At 67.6% G+C, this 11,435-nt stretch carries 12 protein-coding genes and 1 pseudogene; 3 read left to right on the forward strand and 10 right to left on the reverse strand.

Annotated elements, in window-relative coordinates:
- The 4 genes from Q7T84_RS13435 to Q7T84_RS13450 form a co-directional block, all read right to left on the reverse strand.
- A partial coding sequence (locus Q7T84_RS13435; RefSeq protein ID WP_370653661.1) for a prephenate dehydrogenase/arogenate dehydrogenase family protein occupies positions 1-717 on the reverse strand: 717 nt, incomplete at its 3' end.
- Positions 714-1,844: a histidinol-phosphate transaminase gene (gene hisC, locus Q7T84_RS13440; RefSeq protein ID WP_304809730.1), complete on the reverse strand. Its 1,131-nt coding sequence runs from the start codon at positions 1,842-1,844 to the stop codon at positions 714-716. The genes Q7T84_RS13435 and hisC, both read right to left, overlap by 4 nt.
- A 41-nt stretch (positions 1,845-1,885) precedes the next feature.
- A complete protein-coding gene (locus Q7T84_RS13445; protein ID WP_304809732.1) occupies positions 1,886-2,692 on the reverse strand; it encodes a chorismate mutase in 807 nt (268 codons plus the stop codon).
- Between the two features lie 143 nt (positions 2,693-2,835).
- Positions 2,836-3,822, reverse strand: a complete 987-nt coding sequence (locus Q7T84_RS13450) for a DUF2125 domain-containing protein (protein ID WP_304809734.1) — start codon at positions 3,820-3,822, stop codon at positions 2,836-2,838.
- A 79-nt stretch (positions 3,823-3,901) separates the two neighbouring features.
- On the opposite strand from Q7T84_RS13450, the gene Q7T84_RS13455 reads away from it, so the two are divergent.
- Positions 3,902-4,441 carry a gamma-glutamylcyclotransferase gene (locus tag Q7T84_RS13455; RefSeq protein WP_304809756.1) on the forward strand — a complete coding sequence of 180 codons (540 nt, stop codon included), beginning with the start codon at positions 3,902-3,904 and terminating at the stop codon, positions 4,439-4,441.
- A gap of 8 nt (positions 4,442-4,449) precedes the next feature.
- On the opposite strand, the gene Q7T84_RS13460 is transcribed toward Q7T84_RS13455, so the two are convergent.
- Genes Q7T84_RS13460 through ftsE form a run of 4 tightly spaced genes read right to left on the reverse strand, consistent with a single transcriptional unit; the run spans position 4,450 to position 7,383 of the window.
- Positions 4,450-5,157, reverse strand: a complete 708-nt coding sequence (locus Q7T84_RS13460) for a 1-acyl-sn-glycerol-3-phosphate acyltransferase (protein ID WP_304809736.1) — start codon at positions 5,155-5,157, stop codon at positions 4,450-4,452.
- A 5-nt stretch (positions 5,158-5,162) separates the two neighbouring features.
- The gene (locus Q7T84_RS13465; RefSeq protein WP_304809738.1) at positions 5,163-5,786 is read right to left on the reverse strand and encodes a YdcF family protein; all 624 of its coding nucleotides are present in this window, start codon (positions 5,784-5,786) and stop codon (positions 5,163-5,165) included.
- On the reverse strand, positions 5,783-6,670 hold the full coding sequence (locus Q7T84_RS13470; protein ID WP_304809740.1) for an ABC transporter permease: 888 nt from the start codon (positions 6,668-6,670) through the stop codon (positions 5,783-5,785). The genes Q7T84_RS13465 and Q7T84_RS13470 overlap by 4 nt, the downstream gene beginning before the upstream one ends.
- A complete protein-coding gene (gene ftsE, locus Q7T84_RS13475) occupies positions 6,667-7,383 on the reverse strand; it encodes a cell division ATP-binding protein FtsE (RefSeq protein WP_304809742.1) in 717 nt (238 codons plus the stop codon). Before ftsE ends, Q7T84_RS13470 begins: the two co-directional genes overlap by 4 nt.
- Positions 7,384-7,439: 56 nt before the next feature.
- Here ftsE and Q7T84_RS13480 point away from each other — a divergent pair, with 56 nt between their 5' ends.
- Both Q7T84_RS13480 and Q7T84_RS13485 read left to right on the forward strand, forming a co-directional pair.
- Positions 7,440-8,300 (forward strand): DUF3426 domain-containing protein, encoded by an 861-nt coding sequence (locus Q7T84_RS13480; RefSeq protein ID WP_304809744.1) that lies wholly within the window; start codon positions 7,440-7,442, stop codon positions 8,298-8,300.
- On the forward strand, positions 8,293-8,832 hold the full coding sequence (locus tag Q7T84_RS13485; RefSeq protein WP_304809745.1) for a phosphoribosyltransferase: 540 nt from the start codon (positions 8,293-8,295) through the stop codon (positions 8,830-8,832). The genes Q7T84_RS13480 and Q7T84_RS13485 overlap by 8 nt, the downstream gene beginning before the upstream one ends.
- On the opposite strand, the gene Q7T84_RS13490 is transcribed toward Q7T84_RS13485, so the two are convergent.
- Complete coding sequence (locus tag Q7T84_RS13490; protein ID WP_304809746.1) at positions 8,829-10,568, reverse strand: ATP-binding protein; 1,740 nt, start codon at positions 10,566-10,568, stop codon at positions 8,829-8,831. The genes Q7T84_RS13485 and Q7T84_RS13490 overlap by 4 nt on opposite strands.
- An 86-nt stretch (positions 10,569-10,654) precedes the next feature.
- Positions 10,655-11,435 (reverse strand): annotated as a pseudogene (locus Q7T84_RS13495) (diaminopimelate decarboxylase); the annotation flags it as partial.

Consider the following 11,435-nt stretch of genomic DNA (forward strand, 5'->3'; position numbering starts at 1 on the left):
CCACATGGTCGGGTCCGAGGCGGCGATGCGGGTGAAGTCACGGAAGCCGCCGGCCGAGTACTTCATCACCTCCGCCTGGGTGACCTCCTCCATGTCGGCGGCGGTGCCGACGATGTTGTAGGCGATCAGGTGGGGCAGGTGGCTGGTGACGGCCAACACCAGGTCGTGGTGACGGTCGTCCATCTGGTCGACATTGGCGCCCAGCGCGCGCCAGAATTCCGACAACTGGCCGACCGCCTCGATATAGGGCGCGTCGGTGCGCGCCTGCGGGGTCAGGATCACCCAGCGGTTTTGGAATAGTTCGGCTAGGCCCGCGTCGGGACCCGAATGCTCGGTGCCGGCGATCGGGTGGCCGGGAATGATGAAGACGCTGTCCGGCAGAGCGGCGGCCAGGGCGTCTGCGACCGAGCCCTTCACCGAGCCGACGTCGGTCACGGTGGCGCCTGGCTTTAGCGACGTGGCGGCGGCCTTGGCGGCCTCGCCCATGGCCAGCACCGGCACGGCCAGCACCACGAGGTCAGCGTCCTTCACGGCCTCGCCTATGTCGGCGGTGACTTCGTCGGCATAGCCGAGCTCGACGATACGATTGCGGTGCGCCTCGCTGGCGTCGGCGACGGCCACGACGCCAACTACACCGGCCTCGCGCGCCGCCCGGATCACCGAGGAGCCTATCAGCCCGCAGCCGATCACCGCCATCCGAGGATAGATCACGCTCACGCCGGTTCGCCCTTCATGAAGTCTTGCAGCGCCTCGACCACGGCCCGGTTGTGCTCTTCCAGGCCGATGGTGATGCGCAGGTGGTTGGGCAGGCCGTAGCCCGCCACATTGCGGACGATCAGGCCGCGTGCGCTCAGGAAGGAGTCGGCCTCCTTGGCGGTCTTGCCGGGCGTGATCGGAAAGCCGACCAGCACGAAATTGGCCGCTGAAGGCAACGGCTCGAGCCCGAGCCCGCCGAGCTGCTGGGCGAGCCACGGCCGCCATTGGTCGACCAGCGCCAGAGAGCGCTCCTGGAACTCGTCGTCGGCCAGCGCGGCGACGGCGGCCAGCTGGGCCGGGATATTGACGTTGAAGGGTAGGCGGATGCGGTCGATGGCCCCGGCCATCTCTTCCGGCATATAGGCCCAGCCGACCCGCAGGGCGGCCAGTCCGTGCAGCTTGGAAAAGGTCCGCGTGACGACGACATTCTCGAATTCCCGCACCATCGACATGCCGTCCTCATAGGCCGGGTCGTGGCAGAATTCGGCATAGGCGCCGTCCAGGCAAAGTACGACGCTGGGGGGAAGGGCCGCGTGCAGTCGGCGGATCTCCGCGGCGGAATTCCAGGTGCCGGTCGGGTTGGCGGGGTTGGCGACGAAGACGATTCGGGTGCGTGCGTCGACCAGCTTCAACAGCTCATCGACATCGACGCGGTAATTGGGTTCGGGCGCCATCCGGACCTGCGCCTGGCAGGCGCGTGCGCCGATGGCGTAGGCGCCGAAGCCGAACTCGCCCTGGACGATGTTGTCGCCGGGCTCGAGGAAGGTCTGGTTCAGGAGCTGGAAAATCTCGTCGGAGCCGCAGCCGAACAACAGGCGCTCGGGCTCTAGGCCGTACTTCGCCGCCAGCGCTTCGCGCAGGGCGGTGGAGCGGCCGTCAGGATACATCTGCAGCTTGTCGAAGGCGGTCGAGAAGGCCTCGCGGGCGTCTGGACTGGAGCCCAGGATGTTCTCGTTGGCCGACAGCTTCAGCGGATGCTCGACCCCGTCGATCTTGGATTTTCCCGGCACATAGGGGGCGATGTCCATGATGCCCGGCTTGGGCGTCGGACGGGGTGCGGCGGCGCGGTCGAGAGCGATGTCGGACATGGGGTCGGAAGGCCGGTGGTGACGGGGAGGACGGGTTGTCCTTACACGTCCAGCTGTGCTGGCGCAGCACCGATGACGCCGGAGAGCCGGCCAGGCGCGCGGGCCAGACGTTCGTCGTGCGGCTGGTAGAAGCCCAGCAGAGCGAACAGTTTCAACCCGCCCGCCTCGGCGATCAGGTCGCCAGCGACGCCGTCGCGGCCTAGCGCGGCCTCGATGGACTGGGCCGAGCCGGCGGCGTCGGTGACCCAGTAGGTCAGGTCCGATCCGGTGGGTTCGACATCGACGTCGGCCACGGCCAGGGCCGAGAGCGGGCCCCAGGCGGCTAGGCATGGCAGGGCGGCGAAAACCTTCAGCTTGGGCTCGGCCAGCAGACGGCCCCACCAGGGAGTGTCGGAGGCCAGCGCCAGGATGGCGACGCCGCCGGGCGTCTTGGCCGCCGCCAGGGCGTCCTCGGCCTTGGCGACCTGGCGCAGGGTCGGCGCGGCTCCGAAGCGCAGGCGCGCGCCCTCGACCGCGCGGCCGGAGTCGCGACCGCCGAACACGGTCAGATGAAAGGCGCCTTGGCGCGACAGGCTGTCGCCGATCAGTTCGCGCCAAATCCGCACGACCAGGCTGGGGCGGGCGGCGTTGCGGGGCTTGTCGAGCAGGGCGCGGACCACCTGGGCCTCACGGCCTGGGCGCAGGGCGAACTTGGCGCCGTCGCCGGCGGCGGCCTTGGCCGCGGCGACCTGGATGGCGAGCCCCGCCCGCTCGTCGACGAGCGTCAGAAGCTGAGCGTCAATCGCGTCGATACGGGCCCGGACGGCGTCCAGGCTCGGCGCGGCGGTCTTGGGATCAGCCTCGGCCATTTTGTCCCCCGAAAACGAAGGTTTGGCGCATAGGTCATTGCGGCGAGGGGCGCAATAGGCGCCGTCGCCGCAAGAAAGTTGCATCGGAAACCGCTTACGCCGCCCCGCCGTGCGGTGAATGACGATCGGGCGCGGGCGGCTCCCTAATAGACCTCCGGCGCCGGTCCGATCGCCACCGGACCCAGCGTCGTCTGGCCCGCCTCGAAGTTGATATTGGCTTGGGCGATGTCGCCCGAGCCTTGCCGCGCCGCAGCGACCATGGCGGCGGCCGTGGCGGCTTGCTGCCGGATCACGCCCGTATCGACCAGGGCGCCGATCGCCTTGGGCGCCTCGCGCAGATTGACGTCCAACCGGCCGCTCAGCCGACCGTCGCGGGCGACGCTCAGGATGCCGCTGTTCGATCCGACCATCACGTCACCGGCGGTGACCCCGGCCTCACGGATGGTCATGCGTCCGCCGGCCGCGACCCAGTTGCGGACCATTTGCGGCCAGCTGTCACCCTTCATGGCGCTGATGTTGGAGAGCGTGGAATCCAGCACGATCGAGATCGGCTTGTCGCCGGCCATCCGGGCGAACAGGCCGCTAAGCTGGGCCTTGCCGTCATTGACCTTGAGCATCACAGCGGCCTGGTCGTCAGGCCCGCGCCGCAGGTGCATCTGCACCTTCTCCGCGGTTTTCAACGCGAAGGGATTGGCGCCGGCGGCGGGGGTGAAGGTGAGCTTGGTCCCCTCGAACGAGAAGTTCGGCAGGGCGGTGTTCACCTCGGAAATGCTGGCGTGGATGATGTCGCCAGTGACGCTTACCGCCCCGCCGCGCGGCCGGGTGAAGGTCAGGCCGACTGGGGCTGCGATCACCCAGGTGTCGAGGCCGTGCAGATAGGCCTGGGTCTCCAGGCGCGGCGCGGCGATCGCCCAGCCCGAGGGCTCGCGGATGGTTGGGTTGGTCAGGGTGATGTTGAGCCGGAACGGGTAGCCGGTGATCCGTCGCTGGGTCCAGGAGATCTGGTAGCCGGCGCTGCGCAGCCGTTCGGCCCCGGCGTCGATCTGCCGACCCGCCTCGGCGTGCGCATAGACCCAAACCCCGGTCCAGCCGATCACCGCCACCCCGGCGATGATGAACGGGATGAACAAACCCCACCGTCGGCGTTTGCGAGGGCTCGCCGTATCGGGCACAGGGGAGGCTGGCGGATCGGTTTTGGTGCGGCGGGCCATGTCTGTTGAGCGTTGGGTTTTCGGTTATGGGTCGCTGATGTGGCGGCCGGGGTTTGAATTCCTGGAGCGTCAGGCTGCCACTTTACACGGGCGGCGGCGAGCCTTCTGCATCTATTCCGTGCATCATCGTGGCACCTATCAGCGGCCGGGACTGGTTCTCGGCTTAGCGCCGGGCGGCTCAGTACGAGGAGCCGCCTATCGCGTTTCCGAAGACCGTTGGCCGGAAGTCTACGCCTATCTACGCGAGCGCGAACAGCCCACCGAGACCTATGTGGAGGCGAGCGCTTTTATTCGTCTCGCGGACGGCCGCCGGATCGAGACCCTGGTCTTCCTCTCAGACGTACATCACCCCCAATGGGCGGGCGCCTTGTCGCTGGAGCGGCAGGCTGAACTGATCGCCGGAGCCACCGGGTTGTCAGGACCCAATGTCGCGTATCTGCGTGACCTGATCCTTCATCTGCGACAGGAGGGCGTGCGCGATCACGCGATGGAGAAGCTTCTGACCATGGTCGAGGCGTTGGAGTTGGTGGCCAAGTAGCCTTGGCCCTACAGCGTCAGCAGCTTGTTGGAGGCGGTTTCGATGCGGTCCTGCAGCAGGCGCATGAATTCAGCCCGCTTCAGGCCGGGCGCGATCGGCTCAAGATATTCGAAGACGATGGTCCCCGGCTTGCGCATGAAGCCGTGCTTGGGCCAGTGGACGCCGGCGTTGGTGGCCACCGGATGCACCGGGACATCGATCTCGCGGTAGAGGGCGGCGATACCGGGCTTGTAGTCGGCCGGCGCGCCTGGCGCGGAGCGGGTGCCCTCCGGGAAAATCAGCAGTTGCCGGTTGTCGGCGAAACGTTCCTTTGAATCGCGGATCAGTTTGCGCAGCGCCGTGGCGTGGCCGGCGCGATCCACGACGATCATCTTGGCCCGCATCCCCCACCAGCTGAAGAACGGAATCCAGGTGAGCTCCTTCTTCATCACGAAGCAGGCGTCGGGCAGCCAGGCGAACTGAGCGAAGACGTCCAGCATGCAATGATGCTTCGGGGCGACCAGGGCCGCGCCCTTGGGCATGTGCTCCTTGCCGCGAACCTCGACCTTGATGTCGCAGACCACGCGCAACAGCCAGATTATCCCTCGCGCCCAGACGCGCATCAGCTCCATCGCCCAGGATCTCGGACCCAGCAGGAACGGCGAGAGGCCGACCGCGACTATGATCGACCACACATAGAACAGGGCCACGAAGATGACGGAGCGGATGGCGATCAAGAACGTCAGCCTTTTTTCGGTGTCGGCGGTTCGGCGTCGGCGCGCGGACCCAGGCTCAGGATGGCTTCGCGGCCCAGGATCGCCAGGTACTTGCTGTACTCCGTCACCATCAGGCGCGCGCCGCCGCTGGTGCGCCACCAGCGATTGGCCTTCAGGACCGGTGTGATAACGGGATAGGGCGTCAGCTCGACATCCGGCATCGCGCCGCGCAGCTCCAGCATCGCGCGCGGCATGTGATAGTCGGCGGTGACCACGATAAGGCTGTCGAAGCCCATGGCGCGCGCCCATTCCTGGGTCTCGCGCGCATTGCCAACGGTGTTGGCCGCGTCGAAGCCCAGGTCCACGCAGCAGTCATACAGCCGGCGGACCGCGCGGCTGACGGTGCGGATGTCCTCGCGGGAGGCTTCGCGATTGACGCCGGATACCAGCATGCGCTGGGCCTTGCCGTCCTCCAGCAGTTCCATGGCCGCCCCGATGCGGGCGTTGGAGCCGGCCCCGGTCAGGGCGACGATACCGTCCGCCGCCTGCGGCTCGGGCGCAGGGGTAGAGCGGTCGACGCGGGCGGCGAAGGCGAGCAGGCCTGAGGCCCAGATCGCGACGACCACCAGCAGGGCGATCAGGCCTCTCATGCGAGGTCTCTAATCATGGCTTGGGCGGTGAGGCGCGCGGCCAACGCCGCCACGGCGCCGGCGGCCAGGGGCGCGGGCAGCACCGCCAGCAGGTCGAGCCAGGTGATTGGCAGAACTGGAGTCAAACCTTGGCCTCCCCCCGCCAGGCGTAGAATAGCCCCCATGATCGCCGCCGCGCCGGCGCCGAACAAGCCCGCGATGGCCGCCATCTTCGCAAACCGCAGCTGGAACAGGCCGGCGATGAAGCCATCCTCCGCGCCGGAAAGATGCAAGACCTCGACGACCTCGCGCCGGGCGGCGAGGCCTGCGCGGGTCGCGAAGGCGACGACCGCGGCGGCGGCGGCGGCGATGAGGCCGAAGACCGTCAGGCCGATCCAGCGGGCCACCTGGGCGGCGTGCTGGATGTCGGCCATCCAGACCGAGTGGTCGTCCACGACGGCGTCCAGGCCCTGGGCTTTCAGCGCTCGGTCGAGTGCGATCGCGTCGGCTGGCGAATCCTTGGTGAGTTGGACGGCGACGAGGCGGGGCACCGGCAGGTCGGAGAGGTCGGCGTCGCCGAGCCAGGGCGCGATCAAGGCCTCGGCCTTTTCCTTCTCCAACGCGCGCGCTTCGGCCACGCCCGGCACGCCAGCCAGGGTCTCGGCCGCGCGGGCGGCGGCGCCGTCAGGGGTTTCGTTGGCCTTTGGGCGGACGATGATGGTCGCCTGACCGTCAAGCTGGCTGGTCCATTCGCGCGAGGCGCGGTTGGTCGCCAGCACCGCGAGCAGGGTGAGACAGGCCAGGAAGCACAGGGTCGCGACCACGAAGGTCAGGGAACCATCGCGGGAATCGGCCTCGGGCAGGAAGGGCGCCGGGCGCCAGCGGCCAACGTCGAAATCGCTCATCGCCGCGCACCATGCGCCGTCAGTCGCCCGTTCTCCAGGTGCAGGACCGGCATGCCTGACCGGGCGACCAGATCTTCGTCGTGCGTGGCGAACAGTACCGTGGTGCCTAGCCGGTTCAGCTCGACGAACAGCTTAAGGATGCGCAGGCCCATCTCCGGATCGACATTGCCGGTGGGTTCGTCGGCCAGCAATATCTCGGGGCGGTTCACGACAGCGCGCGCGATGGCCAGACGCTGCTTTTCGCCACCGGCCAGGGTTGCGGGCATGGCGTGCATCCGGTGTTTCAGTCCGACCCAGGCCAGGAGTTCAGCTACGTCGCCGCGATAGCTGTCGGGTTTGCGCCCCTCGATCCGCAGGGGCAGGGCGGTGTTGTCGAACACCGACATGTGCTCCAGCAGCTTGAACTCCTGATAGACCACGCCGATCCTGCGGCGGAGGAAGGGTTGCTCCTCCCGCGCGACGGTGGAGACGTCCTGGCCAAACAGGTGCATGAGTCCCTTGGAGGGCTTCGCAGCCAGGAACAGCAGTTTCAGCAGCGAGGTTTTGCCTGCTCCCGACGCCCCGGTCACGAAGTGGAAAGACCCAGGCGCGAGAGTGAAGGTAAGATCCTTCAGAGTCTCAGGGGCACGACCATAGCGCATCGAAACATCATCGAAGCGGACAACAGCGTGATCGGCGTCGGAGGCGCCTGTGGCGTTCGGGTTTCTGGACATGGGGGCCGAAATCGGCGACCTCGGATGAGGTTGCTGGAGCGTCCGATTCGGCCGTCATGATACTGACCTGTCCAGAGTGCGCCACCAGCTATTTCGTGGATGATTCCAAGATCCCCACGGAAGGCCGCGCTGTGAAGTGCGCCAACTGTGGTGCGCGATGGACCGCGACCCCTGAATTGGCCCCCCCCGAACTTGACAAAGCCGAGGCGCAGGAAGCGGTTGCGGCCGAGATCGCCGCTGAGTTTCCAGACGAGCGGCCGATCCAGGATCTGCCGGGCGAGGACCTACCAAAGGTCTTCCGCGCCAGGGCCGACACTGATCGCAGGGTCCGTGAGGCCGCGACCGCCGGTGTGATTTGGGCCGGCATGGCTGGCGTGCTGGCGGTGCTGATCGCGGTCGCGGTCGTTTTCCGGGTCGACGTCGTGCGCTTGTGGCCCCGGACGGCCAGCGCCTACGCTAGTGTCGGCCTGCCGGTGAACAGCCTGGGCCTGGTCATTGAGGGCGTGCGGTTCGAGCCGGCCCTCCAGGATGGGCACGCCGCGCTCGCCGTCTCCGGCATGATCCGCAATATCGAGGACAAGCCGGTGGTTTCGCCGGCCCTGCGCATCAGCCTGCTGAACGCCGAGGGCAAGGCCGTGGCCACTAAGATCGCTCGGCCCGCCGACGCTAAGATCCCGTCTGGCGAGACCCGCCATTTCGCCATCGCCCTGCTAGATCCACCGGCCAGCGCCCGGGAGCTGGAAGTGGCGTTCGCGCCCCATGAGCCGGCGAACCAGAAGGTTCGGCAGTCTGATCTCGCGCCCGCCCAAGCGGCCGGACCGGTCCTGCGTCCGGCCACCAGCGCGCCGACCCCGCCCCCGATCGAGGCCCAGCCGCTGGCGGCGGGCACGCCCGACGCCCTTTCCTCCCATGACTGAGGCCCCCACGAACCGCGTACCCGCCGTCCTGCTCACGGAGGCCGAGGTCGCCGAGCGCGTCGAGGCTCTGGCCCGCGAGATCGCTCCGCGCATCGATGACGACACGGTCGCCGTCTGCCTGTTGACCGGAGGGCTCTGGTTCGCCTCGGACCTGACCCGGGCGCTATCGCGGGCCGGCCGCCATGTTCGCTTCGACGCGCTCTGGCTCGCCTCCTACGGCGACGAGCGGGCGAGCCTTGGGCGGTGCGAAGTGCGCGCCGACCTGCAACGCCCTCTGTCGGGACGCACGGCCTTGATCATCGACGACGTGATCGACACCGGCCTGTCGCTTTCGGAAGCCCAGCGTCTGGTTCGCGACGCCGGTGCTGGCCGCGTGCTGACGGCGGTGTTCGCCTCTAAGCCCTGGCCGACCCCGCGTGCGATCGTACCGGACTTCGTGGCTTGGCAGGCGCCGGCCCGGTTCCTGGTCGGCTACGGCATGGACGCGGCCGGCGCGATGCGCGGCCTGCCCTATATCGGGGCTCTGGACTAGGCTGACAGACGCGCCGGGGTCTCGGCGTGATGACACCAGGCGGCGACCGCGTAGAGGAGCTCCGCCGGCTGGATCGGCTTGGGGTGAGCCTCATCGAAGCCCAACGCGATGAGGCGATCACCCTCGCCGGACATGGCGTCGGCGGTCAGGGCGATCACCGGGACGTCGAAGCGCCCGGCCTCGCCGGCGCGAATGCGGCCAAGCGCCTCGATCCCGTCCATGCGCGGCATGTGGACATCCATCAGCACCACGCCGAAGTCGCCAGTACGAAGCTTTTGCAGACCCTCCACCCCATCGTCGGCCAGCGTGACGACGGCGCCGGCGGCTTCCAGGATCGCCTTGGCGACCGCCTGATTGACCTTGTTGTCATCGACCACGAGGATTTCGCGACCCTCAAGGCTGACGATTTCAATCTCCGCTTCGGTCTCGGGCGGAGCTTGACCGGCGAGCAAGGGCAAGGCGACCCGGAACGTCGAGCCGGCGCCAGGCTCGCTGGTGACGGAGATGTCGCCGTCCATCATTTCAGCCAGTCGGCGGCAGATGGAAAGGCCCAGGCCCGTGCCGCCAAAGCGGCGGGTGGTGGACACCTCGGCCTGGGAAAAGGCTTGGAACAGATTGGCCTGTTGGTCTTGCCGCATGCCGATACCGGTGTCGATCACGAGAATTTCGACACCCTGCGGGGCGAGCGGCGCGATGTGGACGGTGACCGCGCCTTGCTCGGTGAACTTCAGGGCGTTGGAAATCAGGTTCAGCAGGATTTGGCGCACACGCATCGGGTCGCCGGTCAACCACGGGGGGGTGGCGGGATCGATCTCCAGCACGAGCTCCAGGCCCTTCAGCCGCGCCGTCTCGCTCCACATCAGGAACATCTGGCGGCCCAGCTTGTCGACGTCGAAGCTTATGGTCTCAAGTTCCAGTTTGCCGGCCTCGATCTTCGACAGGTCGAGGATATCGTTCAGCACAGCCATCAGGCCGTCGCCGGACTGGACGATCATGTCCAGATAGCCGGCCTGTTGGGGCGTGAGCTTGGTGGCCGCCAAGGCGTGAGCCATGCCCAGGACCCCGTTCATCGGGGTGCGCAATTCGTGGCTCATCATCGCCAGAAAGGCCGACTTTGAGCGGCTGGCGTCCAGCGCTTCGGCCCGGGCGGTTTCCAGCGCCGTGGCGTTGCGCCGGATCGTGCGCGCGACATTGACGATGACAATGCCCAAGCCGAACAGAGCCAGGAGGACCAGAGCCAACGCCCATCCGCGAAAATTGGTGAGCAGGACCGGGGCGAGCAGCAGGGCCACGAAGGGCGCGGGCGCCAGGAACACGAACCCCGCCCAACTGAGGGCCGCGTATTTGATCGATGCGATCAACAGGCCGATCAGGACCATCACGCCCGCCACCTGCAACGCTGGCTGGCCGTAGAACATGCAAACGGTGGCCATGGTCGACCACACGGCGCTGAAGGCCAGGATCGGCGCGAGCCGTTCAGCCGCCGGTGGGCGCCTGCCCAGGCTCGCATATCGCGCCCGGGCAAAGAACAACGAGGCCTCAAGCGCGATATTGACCAGGATCCAGACGCAGGCGGCCGAGACCCCGAAGCCGATCAGAAGCAGGACGGCCGCTAGGCCACATCCGAACAGCCGGTTGCGCCAGCTACGCTTGCTGACCTCCAGAGTCGAACCGGGCAGCCCGTCATCGAGCATCTCGCCCCAGGTCAAACCCTGCAACCCCTGCAAACCCTGCACCCCTGTCGTCTCCGCTGCTCTTGCCGAGTATGGGCGGCTAGTGTGCAAGAAGGGTTTAGGACTGAAGCTGCGCGAGACGAATGTCGTCAGTGCCAGGGCGCGGCGGATTCCTTAGCGAGCATGTCCTCGTAGGTCGGACGCGGCCGGACGACCGCATAGTCATCGCCCTTCACCAAGACCTCCGGAACCAGTAGGCGGCTGTTATACTCGCTCGACATCACCGCGCCGTAGGCGCCGGCGCTCATGAAGGCGATCAGGTCTCCGGCCTCCAGCGGCGGCAGGGGGCGTTCGCGGGTGAAGGTGTCGCCGGTCTCGCAGATCGGGCCGACGACATCATAGACGACAGGCTCGCCGGCGCGCGGTTTGAGCGGGACGATCTCGTGATAGGCGTCGTACATGGCCGGGCGGATCAGATCGTTCATGGCCGCGTCCAGCACCACGAACTTCCGGCCGCCGGGCCGTTCGTGGATGTGCTGGACCCGCGCGAGCAGCACGCCGGCGTTGGCCGCGATCATGCGGCCGGGCTCGAAGGCGTAGGCGATGTCCAGACCGTTCATGGTCTTGGCGATCATGCGGGCGTAGTCGGCCGGCGAGGGCGGCGTCGGCTGGTTGAAATAGGGCACGCCCAGGCCGCCGCCGAGATCGAGGCGTTGAACCGACAGTCCCTCGCCGCGCAGGCGCTCGACGAGGCCGCGCATCTTGGTGAAGGCCGCCGCCATGGGGGCCAGGTCGGTGATCTGGCTGCCGATGTGGCAGGTGACGCCGACGGGGTTGAGGCCCGCGTCGTTGGAGGCGTTGGCGTAGAGCCGCTCGGCTTCGGAGAAGGAGACGCCGAACTTGTTGTCTTCCTTGCCGGTCGCGATCTTG

Source organism: Phenylobacterium sp., assembly GCF_030654915.1.
Taxonomy (GTDB): domain Bacteria; phylum Pseudomonadota; class Alphaproteobacteria; order Caulobacterales; family Caulobacteraceae; genus Phenylobacterium.

What these genes read in the sequence shown, in the direction of transcription:
- hisC (WP_304809730.1), bottom strand. Translation starts at nt 1,844, where the DNA reads ATGTCCGACATCGCTCTCGACCGCGCCGCCGCACCCCGTCCGACGCCC.
- Q7T84_RS13445 (WP_304809732.1), bottom strand. Translation starts at nt 2,692, where the DNA reads ATGGCCGAGGCTGATCCCAAGACCGCCGCGCCGAGCCTGGACGCCGTC.
- Q7T84_RS13455 (WP_304809756.1), top strand. Translation starts at nt 3,902, where the DNA reads ATGTCTGTTGAGCGTTGGGTTTTCGGTTATGGGTCGCTGATGTGGCGG.
- Q7T84_RS13465 (WP_304809738.1), bottom strand. Translation starts at nt 5,786, where the DNA reads ATGAGAGGCCTGATCGCCCTGCTGGTGGTCGTCGCGATCTGGGCCTCA.
- Q7T84_RS13470 (WP_304809740.1), bottom strand. Translation starts at nt 6,670, where the DNA reads ATGAGCGATTTCGACGTTGGCCGCTGGCGCCCGGCGCCCTTCCTGCCC.
- ftsE (WP_304809742.1), bottom strand. Translation starts at nt 7,383, where the DNA reads ATGTCCAGAAACCCGAACGCCACAGGCGCCTCCGACGCCGATCACGCT.
- Q7T84_RS13480 (WP_304809744.1), top strand. Translation starts at nt 7,440, where the DNA reads ATGATACTGACCTGTCCAGAGTGCGCCACCAGCTATTTCGTGGATGAT.
- Q7T84_RS13485 (WP_304809745.1), top strand. Translation starts at nt 8,293, where the DNA reads ATGACTGAGGCCCCCACGAACCGCGTACCCGCCGTCCTGCTCACGGAG.